The 14,257-nt window shown below is 73.2% G+C and carries 14 protein-coding genes; 11 read left to right on the top strand and 3 right to left on the bottom strand.

All coding sequences use genetic code 11. The features are described 5' to 3' along the window. Window positions 1-80: 80 nt before the first annotated feature. Window positions 81-374, top strand: a complete 294-nt coding sequence (locus P2F65_RS00200; protein WP_275802995.1) for a VOC family protein — start codon at window positions 81-83, stop codon at window positions 372-374. Between the two features lie 4 nt (window positions 375-378). Here the strand turns inward: P2F65_RS00200 and P2F65_RS00195 are convergent, their stop codons facing one another. After that, window positions 379-2,292, bottom strand: coding sequence for an acyl-CoA dehydrogenase (locus P2F65_RS00195; RefSeq protein WP_275802993.1), 1,914 nt, complete (start codon window positions 2,290-2,292; stop codon window positions 379-381). Then, complete coding sequence (locus P2F65_RS00190; protein ID WP_275802992.1) at window positions 2,289-2,954, bottom strand: TetR/AcrR family transcriptional regulator; 666 nt, start codon at window positions 2,952-2,954, stop codon at window positions 2,289-2,291. The genes P2F65_RS00195 and P2F65_RS00190 overlap by 4 nt, the downstream gene beginning before the upstream one ends. Before the next feature lie 99 nt (window positions 2,955-3,053). On the opposite strand from P2F65_RS00190, the gene P2F65_RS00185 reads away from it, so the two are divergent. From P2F65_RS00185 to P2F65_RS00170, 4 genes are all read left to right on the top strand, one after another. Then, window positions 3,054-4,346, top strand: coding sequence for an acetyl-CoA C-acetyltransferase (locus P2F65_RS00185; RefSeq protein ID WP_275802990.1), 1,293 nt, complete (start codon window positions 3,054-3,056; stop codon window positions 4,344-4,346). A 1-nt stretch (window position 4,347) separates the two neighbouring features. Beyond that, on the top strand, window positions 4,348-5,688 hold the full coding sequence (locus tag P2F65_RS00180; protein WP_275802988.1) for a 3-oxoacyl-ACP reductase: 1,341 nt from the start codon (window positions 4,348-4,350) through the stop codon (window positions 5,686-5,688). Window position 5,689: 1 nt separating this feature from the next. Then, complete coding sequence (locus tag P2F65_RS00175; protein WP_275802986.1) at window positions 5,690-6,550, top strand: MaoC/PaaZ C-terminal domain-containing protein; 861 nt, start codon at window positions 5,690-5,692, stop codon at window positions 6,548-6,550. Window positions 6,551-6,648: 98 nt separating this feature from the next. Further along, entirely contained in the window at window positions 6,649-7,836 is a 1,188-nt protein-coding gene (locus P2F65_RS00170; RefSeq protein WP_275802984.1) for an FUSC family protein, read from the top strand. Here the strand turns inward: P2F65_RS00170 and P2F65_RS00165 are convergent. Beyond that, window positions 7,833-8,087: an SHOCT domain-containing protein gene (locus P2F65_RS00165; protein ID WP_275802981.1), complete on the bottom strand. Its 255-nt coding sequence runs from the start codon at window positions 8,085-8,087 to the stop codon at window positions 7,833-7,835. The two genes, P2F65_RS00170 and P2F65_RS00165, sit on opposite strands and share 4 nt — an antisense overlap. Before the next feature lie 187 nt (window positions 8,088-8,274). Between P2F65_RS00165 and thrS the strand changes: the two genes are divergently transcribed. Genes thrS through P2F65_RS00135 form a run of 6 tightly spaced genes read left to right on the top strand, consistent with a single transcriptional unit; the run spans window position 8,275 to window position 14,188 of the window. Beyond that, window positions 8,275-10,251 (top strand): threonine--tRNA ligase, encoded by a 1,977-nt coding sequence (gene thrS / locus P2F65_RS00160; protein ID WP_275802979.1) that lies wholly within the window; start codon window positions 8,275-8,277, stop codon window positions 10,249-10,251. Window positions 10,252-10,292: 41 nt separating this feature from the next. After that, window positions 10,293-10,838, top strand: coding sequence for an HIT domain-containing protein (locus P2F65_RS00155; protein WP_275807177.1), 546 nt, complete (start codon window positions 10,293-10,295; stop codon window positions 10,836-10,838). 33 nt (window positions 10,839-10,871) lie between these two features. After that, window positions 10,872-11,483 (top strand): phosphatidylinositol phosphate synthase, encoded by a 612-nt coding sequence (gene pgsA / locus P2F65_RS00150; RefSeq protein ID WP_275802977.1) that lies wholly within the window; start codon window positions 10,872-10,874, stop codon window positions 11,481-11,483. Beyond that, a complete protein-coding gene (locus tag P2F65_RS00145) occupies window positions 11,480-12,406 on the top strand; it encodes a phosphatidylinositol mannoside acyltransferase (protein WP_275802975.1) in 927 nt (308 codons plus the stop codon). Before pgsA ends, P2F65_RS00145 begins: the two co-directional genes overlap by 4 nt. A gap of 10 nt (window positions 12,407-12,416) precedes the next feature. After that, window positions 12,417-13,607, top strand: coding sequence for a glycosyltransferase family 4 protein (locus P2F65_RS00140; protein WP_275802974.1), 1,191 nt, complete (start codon window positions 12,417-12,419; stop codon window positions 13,605-13,607). Next, window positions 13,607-14,188 carry a hypothetical protein gene (locus tag P2F65_RS00135; RefSeq protein ID WP_275802973.1) on the top strand — a complete coding sequence of 194 codons (582 nt, stop codon included), beginning with the start codon at window positions 13,607-13,609 and terminating at the stop codon, window positions 14,186-14,188. The genes P2F65_RS00140 and P2F65_RS00135 overlap by 1 nt, the downstream gene beginning before the upstream one ends. Window positions 14,189-14,257: the final 69 nt, after the last annotated feature.

Below are 14,257 nucleotides of genomic sequence, written 5' to 3'. Positions count from 1 at the left end.
CCGGTCCCGGGCCTTCTACGAGGCCCTCGGCGAAACGGGGCGACGACAACGACGACGTGGTGTTCTTCCAGACTGGCGGAATGATCGTCGGCCTGTGGGACCGCGCGGCGCTCGCCGACGACAGCGCCGTCGAGGACTCCGGCGGCTGGGGCGGCGTCACGCTGGCTCTCAACGTGCGCTCGCCGGAGGAGGTCGACGACGTGCTCGAAGAGGCCCGGGCGGCAGGCGCCGTGGTCGGGCGCCCGCCGGCCGAGACGTTCTGGGGTGGCTACTCCGGCGTCTTCATCGACCCCGACGGCCACCCGTGGGAGGTCGCCCACAACCCGTTCTGGACGGTGACCGACGACGGCCGGACGGTCCTGCGCGAGGGGTGACTGCTCAGGGCTGCTGCAGCAGCTCGGTGCCCAGCCACTCCACCGGGATCCCGAAGGCGTCGACGAGATCCTGCGCGTGCGGCCGCAGCTCGGCACAGAGGGCGTTGACCGCGCCGGTCACCTGCTTGCTCCGCGCCGGGGTGATCCGGGTGTGCTCGAGGAACCAACCCTTGTCCGCCTCGATGGTGGACAGGGCGTAGAGGTCGCAGACGCGGTCGAGCACCGCCCGGGCCGTGGTGTCCTCACAGGCCGCGACCCCCGCCACGAACGCTTCGAGCACGACCTTGTCGACGTGCGCACGGGCGGCGGCGAGCAGGTGGTCCTGCGCGTCGTTGAACACCATGAAGGCGTCCGCCCCCGGCGCACCGGCCCTGCGCAGCCGTAGCGCGAGGGTCTCGAGCAGGTGCTGCTCTCGGTCCTCGAACAGGGCGCACTGCCAGCCGCGGTCGAGCACCGCGTCCTCGGCGTCCCGTCCCGGCGCCGCGGCGATGAGGCGCTCGACCAGGCCCCGGGCGGCGGTGCGCTCGATCACCGCGCCGGCCACCTGCCGGGCGCCGAACCGCACCATCTGGAGGGTGTCCATGTCGCCGAAGGTGTCGCGGTAGTCGGTCAGCAGGCCCTTGGCCACCAGCTGGAGCAGGACCGTGTTGTCGCCCTCGAAGGTGGTGAAGACGTCGGTGTCGGCCTTGAGGGCAGGCAGCCGGTTCACGGACAGGTACCCGGCGCCACCGCAGGCCTCGCGGCAGGTCTGGATGGTCGCGGTGGCGTGGGCCGTCGCCACCGCCTTGATCCCCGCCGCCCGCGCTTCGAGCTCGCGCTGCGCGCGCGGGTCTGCTGCGTCGCCGGCGGCCTGCACGTCGTGCATCCGCGACACCAGCTCGTTCTGGGCGAACATCAGGGCGTAGGAGGTCGCGAGCGCGGGGAGCAGCTTGCGCTGGTGGGCACGGTAGTCGAGCAGCAGGACCTCCTCGTCGCTGCCGGGCGGGGCGAACTGGCGCCGCTGCCCGGCATACGTGACGGCCAGCGTCAGGGCCGTGCGGGTGGCCGCGCCGGCGCCGCCGGCCACGCTGACCCGCCCCCGCACCAGCGTGCCGAGCATGGTGAAGAAGCGCCGCGTGGCGTTGTCGATGGGGGAGCTGTAGACGCCGTGCTCGTCGATGTCCCCGTACCGGTTCAGCAGGTTGGTGCGCGGCACCCGCACGTGCTCGAAGGTGAGCCGGCCGTTGTCGACGCCGGCCAGCCCTGCCTTGCCGCCGCAGTCGCCGATGGTCACACCCGGCATCGGGTTGCCGTCCTCGTCGCGGATGGGGACCAGTACGCAGTGCACGCCGTGCGACTGCCCGCCGGTGACGAGCTGGGCGAAGACGGCCGCCATCCGCCCGTCGCGGGCCGCGCCGCCGATGTAGTCCTTGCGGGCCGCCCGTGTGGGCGTGTGCACGACGAGCTCGTCGGTCTCCGGGTCGTAGGTCGCGGTGGTGCCGAGGGACTGCACGTCCGAGCCGTGCCCGGTCTCGGTCATCGCGAAGCAGCCGGGCAGCTCGGCGCTCAGGATGGCCGGCAGGTAGGCCGCGTGGTGCCGCCGGGTGCCGAGGTTCGCCACCGCGCCGCCGAACAGCCCCCAGTGAACGCCGGCCTTCACCAGGAGTGACAGGTCGGCGTGGCCGAGCATCTCGAACGCGGTGACCGACGCCCCGAAGTCGCCCTGGCCGCCCAGGTCCTTGGAGAGCCCGCGGGCCGGATGGCTGGTCCTGGCCAGGTGCTGGAGCTGCTCGGCTACCCGGGCGCGGTACTCCTCCCGGGTCAGCTCACCCCTCGGTGGTGCGAACCGCGCGGGCTCCCGCTGGGAGCGGGCCTCGTCGCGGACGTGGGCCCATCGGCCGTCGATGGCCTTGCGCAGGGCGGTGCTGAGGGTGCTCATCGGGGCTCCTCGGGGGACGGGGTGGACGGCCAGGCGGACGAGAGCCCGCCCCAGGCCAGGTCGGTCAGGTGCTCGGCGAGCTCTTCCCGCGGCATCGGGTCGACCGTGGTGAGCCACTGGTCGGCCGCGGCCCGCACCATGCCCACGAGCCCGGGCCCCCACACGACGGCGGCGGCGGTGTCGCGCCCGGCGGCCTCGAGGGCCGAGGCGAGCACCTCTGACATCAGCTCGGCGATGTGCGAGGTGACCTGGCCGGCCGGGTCGCCGCCCGCCGGACGGTCCAGCAGGGGAGCGCCCACGACAAAGCGGTAGACCTCCGGGTCGCGCTCGACGAGGCGCAGGTAGGAGTCGATGGCCGCGGCGATGAGCCGGCGGGGCGAGCCGCCGGCGGCGCCGAGGTCCGCCGAGCCGAGCGCCGTGGTGACGTCGCGCAGGATGAGGGCGTCCACGCGGGCTGCCACCGCGGCATACAGCCCGCTGCGGTCGGTGAAGTGGCGGTAGAAGACGGTCTTGCTCGTGGCCGCAGCGGCGGCGATGTCGTCCATGCCGACCGCCGCGCCGTGCTGGCGGATGGCGCGCAGCGTCGCGTCGACGAGCTCCTCGCGGCGTCGCTGCCGGTGCTCGTCCCACCGGGTGCTGCGCCCGTCAGTGGTGGTGCTCACGATCGGCGACGGTAGCAGGTACGAGCGGTACCTGCTACCGTCCGTACCCGGTAATTCCCGTCCGTCACCGGCACGCCCTAACCGCCCAAAGGAGCCCTCGTGGCCACGACCCGCGCCCCCCGCCGCGCCGCCGTCATCGGTGGCAACCGCATCCCGTTCGCCCGCGCCAACGGCACCTACGCCCACGCCTCCAACCAGGACATGCTCACCGCCGCCCTCGAGGGGCTCGTGGCCCGTCATGGCCTGGCGGGGGAGCGGCTCGGCGAGGTCGCGGCGGGAGCGGTGCTCAAGCACAGCCGCGACTTCAACCTCACCCGGGAGTCGGTGCTCGGCTCGAGCCTGTCGGCCCACACCCCCGCCTACGACGTGCAGCAGGCCTGCGGCACGGGGCTGGAGACGACCATCCTCGTGGCCAACAAGATCGCCCTCGGGCAGGTCGAGTCCGGCATCGCCGGCGGCACCGACACCGCCTCCGACGCCCCCATCGCCGTCAGCGAGGGGCTGCGCGAGACGCTGCTGCGCCTCAACCGGGCCAGGACGACCGGGCAGAAGGTGAGGGCACTCACCGGACTGCGGCCGGGACACGTGGTGCCGGAGATCCCGCGCAACGTCGAGCCGCGCACCGGCCTGTCGATGGGCGAGCACATGGCCCAGACGGCCAAGCGGTGGGGCATCACCCGAGAGGCGCAGGACGAGCTCGCCGCCGCCAGCCACCGCAACCTCGCCGCAGCCTGGGAGAGCGGGTTCTTCGACGACCTTGTCACGCCGTTCCTGGGCGTGACCCGCGACGAGAACCTGCGCCCGGACTCCTCGCTCGAGAAGCTGGCCACCCTCAAGCCGGTGTTCGGCAAGGGTGAGGGCGCCACCATGACGGCGGGCAACAGCACCCCGCTCACCGACGGTGCCTCCGCCGTGCTGCTCGGCACCGACGAGTGGGCCGCCGAGCGCGGGCTGCCGGTGCTGGCGCACCTCGTCGACGCCGAGACTGCGGCGGTCGACTACGTCACCGGCGACGAGGGCCTGCTCATGGCCCCCGCCTACGCGCTGCCCCGCCTGCTCGAGCGGCAGGGCATGACCCTGCAGGACTTCGACCTCGTCGAGATCCACGAGGCCTTCGCCTCCACCGTGCTGGCGACGCTGGCCGCGTGGGAGGACGAGGAGTTCTGCCGTGACCGCCTCGGCCTCGCGAAGCCCGTCGGCTCCCTCGACCGCAGTCGCCTCAACACGCACGGCTCGTCGCTGGCCGCCGGCCACCCGTTCGCCGCGACCGGCGGCCGTATCGTCGCCTCGCTGGCGAAGATGCTGCACGAGAAGGGGTCCGGCGCCCGCGGGCTGGTCTCGATCTGCGCCGCCGGGGGTCAGGGCGTCATGGCGATCCTCGAGGCGGCCTGACATGGCCGGCTACGCCTCCTTCGTCAACACCGGGGTCGGGCGGAAGCTCGCGGCCCAGCTCGGGCTGCCCCGGCCGGTGCGGCTGCGCCGGTATGCCGCGGACGCACCGCTCGTCGACGGCCCGGTGCTCGTGGGCGGCCATGGCGACACCCCGCTCGCCGGCCGGGTCCGCACCGTCCTGGCGCAGGAGTCGGTCACGGCCGTCGACGCGGTGGCCGAGGGCCAGCGGGTGGGCTCCATCGTGGCCGACCTCACCGCCGTGGAGTCCCCGGAGGACCTCGACTCGCTGCGGGCGCTCGTCGGCCCGGCGTTGCGCGCGCTCGCCCCGAGCGGCCGGGTCGTCGTGCTCGGCCGGCCTCCTCGAGAGGCGGCCACCGTGGCCCAGGCGGCCGCTCGCCGGGCCCTGGAGGGCATCACGCGCAGCATCGGCAAGGAGCTGCGGGCCGGGGCGACCGCCAACCTCGTGCTGGTCGCCGACGCCGCCGACGGGGGCGTGGACAGCACGTTGCGCTTCCTGCTCTCGGGCCGCTCGGCCTACGTCGACGCCCAGGTCGTCGAGGTGACCGGTGGTGAAGCCCCGGCGCCCACCGACTGGCGGCGGCCGCTCGACGGCAAGGTTGCCGTCGTCACCGGGGCCGCGCGCGGCATCGGCGCCGCGATCGCCGACGTGCTCTCGCGCGACGGGGCGACCGTGGTGTGCGTCGACGTGCCGGCTGCCGGGGAGTCGCTGGCCCGCACCGCCAACCGCGTCGGCGGCACCGCGCTGCAGCTCGACGTCACCGCCGCTGACGCGGGCGAGCGCATCCTCGAGCACGCGAAGGCCCGCCACGGCGGCCTCGACATCGTGGTGCACAACGCCGGCATCACCCGCGACAAGCTGCTGGTCAACACCGACGAGCAGCGCTGGGCCTCGGTGCTCGACGTGAACCTGCTGTCGATCCTGCGGATGAACGAGGTCCTGCTCGGCGACGACGGCCTGCGCGACGGCGGTCACCTGGTGCTGGTCTCGTCGATCGCCGGCATCGCAGGGAACCGGGGCCAGTCGAACTACGCGGCCTCCAAGGCCGGCGTCATCGGGGTGGTGCAGGCGCTGGGCGGCGACCCGGGCCTGCGCTCGCGGGGCATCACCGTCAACGCCGTCGCGCCCGGCTTCATCGAGACGGAGATGACGGGCCGCATCCCGTTCGCCACCCGCGAGGCGGGCCGGCTGATGAACTCCCTGTCGCAGGGCGGCCTGCCGGTCGACGTCGCCGAGACCATCGCCTGGCTCTCGCAGGACGCCAGCGCCGGCATCACCGGCAACGTCGTGCGGGTCTGCGGCCAGAGCCTGCTGGGGGCCTGACGTGGCGACCACCGACGTCGAGGAGCTCGAGTCCTCCCCGGCCCTGCCGCGCCTCTATGCCACCGCGGCGCTCAGGGCCCGGGGGGGCGGCGGCGACCTGCCCACACGCGCGATCCGGCTCCGGTCGGCGGCTGTCGACCGCGCCCGCCTGCTGCGCTACCAACGGCTGTGCGGCTTTCCGGTCGGCGACACCCTGCCGCACACCTACCCGCACCTGCTCGGCTTCCCGCTGCAGATGGAGCTCATGGCCCGTCGCGACTTCCCGCTCGCCCTGCCGGGGATGGTGCACCTCGAGAACGTCGTCACCGTCCACCGCCGGCTCACGGCCTCGGACGCGTTCGACGTCACCGTGCGGGCCGAGCACCTCAGGGAGCACCCCAAGGGCCTGCTCGTCGACCTCGTGACCGAGGTGGATGTGGCCGGGGAGCGGGTCTGGGACGGGCGGAGCACCTACCTGCGGCGGGGTCGTTCCCACGAGGCCGCGGCGACCCCTGTCCCGGCGCCCGAGCCACCCGCTGGCGACCCGGTCGGGGTGTGGCGGCTTGCCGGTGACCTCGGCCGCCGGTACGCCACCGTCAGCGGCGACGTGAACCCCATCCACCTGCACCCGCTCACCGCCCGGGTGATGGGCTTCCCCCGCGCGATCGCCCATGGCATGTGGACCTGCGCGCGCGCCCTGGCGGCCCTCGGGCCGGCCACCGCGGAGCCGTCGACCTCGCACGTGTGGTTCCGCAGGCCCGTGCTCCTGCCGAGCACGGTCGCACTCGCCGTCGACCGCACTGGCCGCCAGGTGGTGGCCGGGCTGAGGTCGGTCCCCGGCGGGGTGGACCACCTGGTGCTGAGCTGGGCGCCGCAGGAGTAGGCCGGACTCCGGTACGCCGTGCCGGTTCCCTCCCGGCTACCGTGGGCCGGATGCACACGACCGGGGATGACACATGGCACCACCCTGCCCGAGAGCGGGTGAGGTCCACGCTGGCCACCTGGGTGCGCACCGTCCGGCGGGCGGTCGCGCACGCGGGGCCGGAGCGCGACACCGGGCTCTTGCTGGCGAAGGCGTCGATCGCCACCGTGGTCGCCTGGCAGGTGGCCGTGCACCTGCTCGACAGCCCCCAGCCGTTCTACGCCCCGCTGGCGGCCCTGCTGGTCGTCGACGAGACGATGGTGCGGTCGCTGGGCGCGAGCGCGCAGCGGATCGCCGCCGTGGTGCTCGGCATGAGCGTGGCCTGGCTGGTCGGTTCGGTGGTGGGTGTGTCCTGGTGGACGATGGTCCCCGTCATGCTCGTGGCCCTGCTGCTGGGGCGCTGGCGCCGACTGGGCGACCACGGGCTCCAGGTGCCCACCCTGGTGCTGCTGTCGCTGCTCACCGTGCACGGCACCGACACCCAGTTCACCTACCTGACCATCGTCGAGACGGTGGTCGGAGGCGTCATCGGCGTCGCGGTCAACGCGGTCGTGCTCGCGCCGCTGCACATCCAGCAGCCCCGCGACGCCGTGCGGTCGCTGACCTCCCGGGTCCGCCGCCTGCTGCACGAGATGGCGACCGGCCTGCGCGAGGGCTGGGACGCCGACCTGGCCCGGCGCTGGTACGACACGAGCACCGAGATCGTGCAGACCGCCCCCGAGGTGCTCGAGACGATCGAGACCGGCCGGGAGAGCACGCGGCTCAACCCGCGGCACGACCTGCGGCCGGTCGACATCGACTGGGCCGGCTACGAGCGCACCGTCGAGACCGTGCGGCGCTCGCAGTGGCAGGTCTCCGGCATCGCCCGCACCCTCGTCGACGCCGCCGACGAGGCCGAGCGGCTGCCGGTGCCGTCACGCGACTTCCTGGAGCGGTACGCCGAGGCGCTCGACGCCATCGGCTGCGCGGTCGACCACTTCGGCCTGCGTGACGACGAGGACCAGGCCGAGGTCGACCGCCACCTGCGCGCGGCCCTGGAGGTGCTCGACCAGCTCGGCGCCTGGGTCCGCGAGACCCCGCTGGACGACCCCCATGCCTGGCCGGCGTACGGTGCGCTCATCCTCGACGCGCAGCGGCTCGCCCGCGAGCTCGCCGCGAAGAAGGAGGAGGCGGCCGTGCCGACCGACAGCGGCCCGATCCGGCTGCCCCTGCAGGACCGGCTCAAGCAGATGGGGTCGGCCGGCTAGCGACCGCGCAGCACCGCCCGCCGGTGCAGGTACTCCTGCTCGTCGATCTCACCGCGTGCGTAGCGCTCGTCGAGCAGCCGGTCGGCCGCGCTCGACCCGGGCTCCCGGCTCGACCCGGCGCCGCCGCCGGACCGCGCCAGTGACACGGCCAGCAGCACCACGCCTGCGAGGAGCACGAACAGCACGAGCAGCAGCACCAGCAGGCCCCACCAGCCGCCCCACCCGTGCATGCCCCAGCCGTCGTTCCACATGGCCACACCTCCTCTGCGGGTCAGCGTGGGCCGGGGTGGCCGCCGCCGGCAGGGCCGTTGGACCCGCCCCGGTGCCCGCGCGGAACTGCGTCGCAGGGCCGCCGGCCCGGCCGATACGATCGGTGTGCCGTGCGCGCAGCGAGCGCACGCGGCATACCAAGCCCACGAACAGCCCAGGAGTGCCCACGTGTCTGCGCAGATCACCGTCACCGTCGCCGGGAGCGAGCGAGCGGTGCCCGGGCAGACCACGGCGGGGGACCTGTTCGGCGACGACCGCTCCGTCGTCGTGGCCCGGGTGAACGGCGAGCTGCGCGACCTCGCCCACGAGCTGGCCGAGGGCGACACCGTCGAGCCGGTGCGCGTCGACGAGGAGGACGGCCTGAACGTGCTGCGCCACTCCGCGGCCCACGTGCTGGCCCAGGCGGTGCAGGAGGTCAACCCGAAGGCGAGGTTGGGCATCGGCCCGCCCGTCAAGGACGGCTTCTACTACGACTTCGACGTCGAGGAGCCCTTCAACCCCGACGACCTGAAGAAGCTCGAGAAGGTGATGCAGCGCATCATCAACGAGGGCCAGACCTTCGTGCGGCGCGAGATCTCCGACGACGAGGCGCTCGCCGAGCTCAAGGACGAGCCCTACAAGTGCGAGCTGATCGGGCTCAAGGGCGGTGCCGCGGAAGGCGCCGCCGAGGGCGCGTCGGTGGAGGTCGGTGGCGCCCAGCTGACCATCTACGACAACCTGCGCCGCGACGGCAGCGTCGCCTGGGGCGACCTCTGCCGCGGACCCCACATCCCGTCGACCAAGCTGATCGGCAACGCGTTCAAGCTCATGCGCAGCGCGGCCGCCTACTGGCGCGGCTCGGAGAAGAACCCGCAGCTCCAGCGCATCTACGGCACCGCGTGGCCCTCGAAGGACGACCTCAAGGCCTACCTCGACCGGCTGGCCGAGGCCGAGAAGCGCGACCACCGCAAGCTGGGCGCCGAGCTCGACCTGTTCAGCTTCCCCGATGAGATCGGTTCCGGGATGGTCGTGTTCCACCCCAAGGGCGGTGTCATCAAGCGGGAGATGGAGGACTACGTCCGCCGCCGCCACATCGAGGAGGGCTTCGACTACGTCGGGACCCCCCACATCAGCAAGGACGGGCTGTTCCACACCTCCGGGCACCTGCCGTACTACGCGGACACGATGTTCCCGCCCATGGAGTTCGAGGGCACGGAGTACCGCCTCAAGGCGATGAACTGCCCGATGCACAACCTCATCTACCGCTCGCGCGGCCGGTCCTACCGCGAGCTGCCGCTGCGGTTCTTCGAGTTCGGCTCGGTCTACCGGTTCGAGAAGTCCGGCGTCGTCCACGGCCTGACCCGGGTGCGCGGGATGACCCAGGACGACTCCCACTCCTACGTCACCGCGGAGCAGGCCCCGGCCGAGATCAAGCACCTGCTGTCCTTCGTGCTCGGGCTGCTCAAGGACTTCGGGCTCGACGACTACTACCTCGAGCTGTCGACCCGCGACGAGACCAGCAACAAGTTCATCGGCAGCGACGAGCAGTGGGCGGAGGCCACCCGCGTCCTGGAGCAGGCGGCGACCGAGACCGGTCTCGAGCTGGTGGCCGACCCCGGGGGCGCCGCCTTCTACGGGCCCAAGATCTCGGTCCAGGCCCGTGACGCCATCGGCCGCACCTGGCAGATGTCGACGATCCAGTACGACTTCAACCAGCCGGCTCGCTTCGGCCTCGAGTTCCAGGCCGCCGACGGCTCGCGCCAGCAGCCGGTGATGATCCACTCGGCGAAGTTCGGCTCCATCGAGCGCTTCTTCGGGGTGCTCGTCGAGCACTACGCCGGGGCCTTCCCGCCCTGGCTGGCCCCGGTCCAGGTGCTCGGCATCCCGGTGGCCGAGGAGTACAACGCCTACCTCGAGGAGGTCGCGGCGCGCCTGCGGCAGAAGGGGATCCGGGTGGAGGTCGACGAGAGCGACGACCGGTTCCCGAAGAAGATCCGCAACGCCAGCAAGGCCAAGGTGCCGTTCGTGCTCATCGCGGGTGAGGACGACCGCTCCGCCGGGGCAGTCTCGTTCCGCTACCGCGACGGCTCGCAGAAGAACGGCGTCCCGCTCGAGGAGGCGGTGGCCGAGATCGTGCAGGCGGTCGAGAGCCGGGTCCAGGTGTGACCGACGAGCAGCAGCCTCCGGCAGAGGAGGAAGAGGCCCGCCTGCGGGTCTTCCCCGAGCTCGCGCGCGAGTTCGCGGCGGCCGAGGACGGCTTCGAGCGGCTGTGGACCCCCCACCGGATGGCCTACATCAAGGGCGAGCGACCCAGCGAGCAGGCGGGGGAGGGGTGTCCCTTCTGCCTCGCGCCGCAGCGCGCCGACGACGCCGAGGGGCTCATCGTCCACCGCGGCGAGCACTGCTACGTCGTGATGAACCTCTTCCCGTACAACCCGGGGCACGTGCTCGTCTGCCCCTACCGCCACGTGGCCCTGTACATCGACCTGAACGAGGCCGAGACCGCCGAGTTCACCGCCCTGACGCGGGCGAGCATCCAAGCCCTGCAGAACGCGTCGAGGCCCATGGGCTTCAACATCGGCATGAACCAGGGCTCGGTCGCGGGGGCCGGCGTGCAGGCGCACCTGCACCAGCACGTCGTGCCACGCTGGGGCGGCGACTCCAACTTCCTGCCGGTGATCGCGCAGACCAAGGCGCTGCCGATGCTGCTCGAGGACGTCCGCCAGCAGCTGGTCGCCGCGTGGCCGCGCTGACTCGCCGCCCGCCGTCGCTACCCTGAGGCCACCATGCTGAACCGATACGCGCGCGCCTTCTTCACCAAGGTGTTCACCCCGCTCGCCCGCCTGCTGCTCAAGCTGGGCGTCAGCCCGGACGTCGTCACCCTGGTGGGGACCCTCGGCGTGTGCGTCGGGGCCCTGGCCTTCTACCCCCGCCACGAGTTCTTCTGGGGGACCATCGTCATCACCGCGTTCGTCTTCTCCGACACCCTCGACGGGATCATGGCGCGGATGTCCGGCCGGTCCGGCAACTGGGGTGCCTACCTCGACTCCACGCTCGACCGGGTCGGGGACGCCGCCATCTTCGGCGGCCTCGTGCTCTGGTACGCCGGTGACGGCAACGACACGCTGATGGCCGCCCTCGCCCTGGCGAACCTCATCCTCGGCAGTGTCGTCTCCTACGCCCGGGCCCGCGCCGAGGGGCTGGGCATGACCGCCAACGTCGGCATCGCCGAGCGCGCAGAGCGCCTCGTGGCCACCTTGGCAGCCACCGGCCTCGTCGGCCTGGGTGCGCCGGAGGTGCTGCTCACCGTCGTGCTGGCGCTGCTCGCCATTGCGAGCTTCATCACCGTGTGCCAGCGGGTGCTGACGGTGCGCCGGCAGGCCCTGAGCCGCGCGTGAGGGCGCTCGGCGACGCCCTGGCCGTCGGCGGCTTCCGGCTCGGCTGGTCGGCGGTCCGACGGCTCCCGGAGCGGGCGGCACACGGCCTCTTCGACCGCGTCGCCGACGCGGCCGTGGCGCGCGGCGGCCGTGGCGTGCAACGGCTGCGGGCCAACTACGCGCGGGTGCGCCCCGAGCTGGGGGAGGACGAGCTCGACGCCCTGGTGCGGGCCGGCATGCGGTCCTACATGCGCTACTACTGCGAGGCGTTCCGGCTCCCGGACCGCAGTGCCGAGGACGTCGCCCGTGGCGTCAGGGTCGTCGGCGACGCCGCCATCCGCGAGGAGCTGGCGGGGGGCCGTGCCGTCGTGTGCTTCCTCGGCCACCTGGGCAACTGGGACACGGCCGGCGCCTGGGGCACGCGCGAGCTCGCCCCGGTGGTGACCGTCGCCGAGCGGCTCAAGCCGGAGGAGGTGTATGCCGAGTTCCTCGCCTTCCGCGAGTCGCTCGGCATGACCATCCTGCCGCTGACCGGGGGAGGCGACGTCTTCGCCCAGCTCCGCTCGCACCTGAGCAGGCCGGTGCTCGTGCCGCTGCTGGCCGACCGCGACCTCACCGCCCGCGGGATCGAGGTGGACCTGTGCGGCCACCGCGCCCGCATGGCGGCCGGTCCGGCGGCGCTGTCCATCGCCACGGGCGCAGCCCTGCACCCGGTGTCGATCCACTACGAGCCCGTGCCGGGCAGCGACTGGCGCCAACGCGTCGTCATCACCTTCCACGACCGGGTGCCCGACCCGGGGAAGGGCACCACGCGCGAGCGCGCCACGGCCATGACCCAGCAGTGCGCCGACGTCCTCGGCGGCGCCATCCGCGAGCACACCGCCGACTGGCACATGCTCCAACGGGTCTTCGTCGAGGACCTCACGCCCAGGGCTTCCTCGTGAGGTCCCGGCCATGAGGATCGGGATCGTCTGCCCCTACTCGTTCGACGTGCCGGGCGGGGTGCAGTTCCACGTGCGCGACCTCGCCGAGCACCTGATCGGGCAGGGGCACCACGTCTCCGTGCTGGCGCCGGCCGACGACGACACACCCCTGCCGGGGTACGTCGAGTCCGTGGGCCGCACCGTGCCGGTGCGCTACAACGGCTCGGTGGCGCGGGTGAACTTCGGCCCGGTGACGGCGGCGCGGGTGGGGCGCTGGGTCGACCGCGGCGAGTTCGACGTCATCCACCTCCACGAGCCGGTCACGCCGAGCATCTCCCTCCTGGCCCTGTGGGCCTCCGAGGGCCCGGTCGTGGCGACCTTCCACACCTCCAACATCCGCTCCCGAGCCATGCAGGCGGCCTACCCGCTGCTGCGGCCCAGCCTGGAGAAGATCGCCGGGCGGATCGCGGTCTCCGAGGACGCGCGCCGCACCGTGACGACGCATGTCGGCGGCGACGCCGTGGTGATCCCCAACGGCGTGAACGTCGAGCGCTTCGCGAACGCCACCCCCCGGCCGGAGTGGCGGGGCAGCGACGCCGCACCGACCCTGGCCTTCCTCGGGCGCATCGACGAGCCCCGCAAGGGCCTGCACGTGCTCGCTGCCGCCATGCCCGGCGTGCTGGCGGCCCACCCCGGTGCCCGGCTGCTCGTGGTGGGGCCCGGTGACGCCGACGCCGCTCGGCAGCGGATGACGCCGCAGGTGGCGGCCGCGACTGAGTTCCTGGGCGCCGTCAGCGACCCCGACAAGGCCGCGCTGCTGGCCTCGGTCGACCTCTACATCGCCCCCCACACCGGGGGCGAGAGCTTCGGCATCGTGCTGGTCGAGGCCATGAGCGCGGGCGCGCCCGTCGTCGCCAGCGACCTGCCGGCCTTCCTGCGGGTGCTCGACGGGGGCCGGGCCGGGGCCACCTTCCGCGGCGAGGACGCCACGGCCCTCACGCAGGAGATCGTCCGGCTCACCGGGGATGCAGCAGCACGCGCCGCCCTCGCCGAGGCGGGGCGGCGGCGGGCGCGACAGTTCGACTGGTCGGTCGTGGCCGAGCAGGTCATGGCGGTCTACGAGACCGTCACGCACGGTGCCGGCCGCGTGCGGGCCGACACCAGCGGCGACACGCGCTGGACCCGCCTGCTGCGCGGCCTGTCCAAGGCGGGTGACGAGTGATGGACCTGCTGACCTGGGGTGGGGTGCTGCTGGCGCTGCTGGTCGGCATCGCCTGGTACCTGTCCTACAGCGCAGCCCGGCTCGATCGGCTGCACGCCCGGGTCGAGGGTGCGCTGTCCGCCCTCGACGCCCAGCTCGTGCGGCGGGCGGAGGCGACCCTGGAGCTGGCCAACTCAGGGGCGCTCGACCCCGCGAGCGCGCTCATCCTGGCCGCGGCGGCCACGGAGTCGCTGGAGGCGCACAACGGCAGGGTCGGAGACGACCTGCTCGAGGGACAGCACTTCGCGGGACGCGAGGTCGTCGAGAGCGACCTCACCGAGGCGCTGCTGGTCGCCCTCGCCCCGCCCGTCTCCGAGCAGGTCCGGGAGGCGCCCGGAAGCACCGGCGAGGCGGCGCTCGCGCGGGTGGAGGCAGCCGGGCTGCGGGTGCAGCTCGCGCGCCGGTTCCACAACGACGCGGTCAAGGACGTGCAGCGCGTCCGTCGCAAGTGGGTCGTGCGGTGGTTCCGGCTCGCCGGCTACGCCGAGCTGCCGCAGACCATCGAGTTCGACGACGCGCTCCCCGGGTCGGAGCGCACCTAGCGGGCAACTAGCATTGGGGGCGAAGCGCGACTCCTGCGCTGCGCCCCGCGAACGACATGGAGCACCCCA

The organism is Knoellia sp. p5-6-4 (assembly GCF_029222705.1).
Taxonomy (GTDB): Bacteria; Actinomycetota; Actinomycetes; order Actinomycetales; family Dermatophilaceae; genus Pedococcus_A.
Note: the sequence above shows the minus strand (reverse complement) of the source record. Positions and strands in the feature narration are given on the sequence as shown.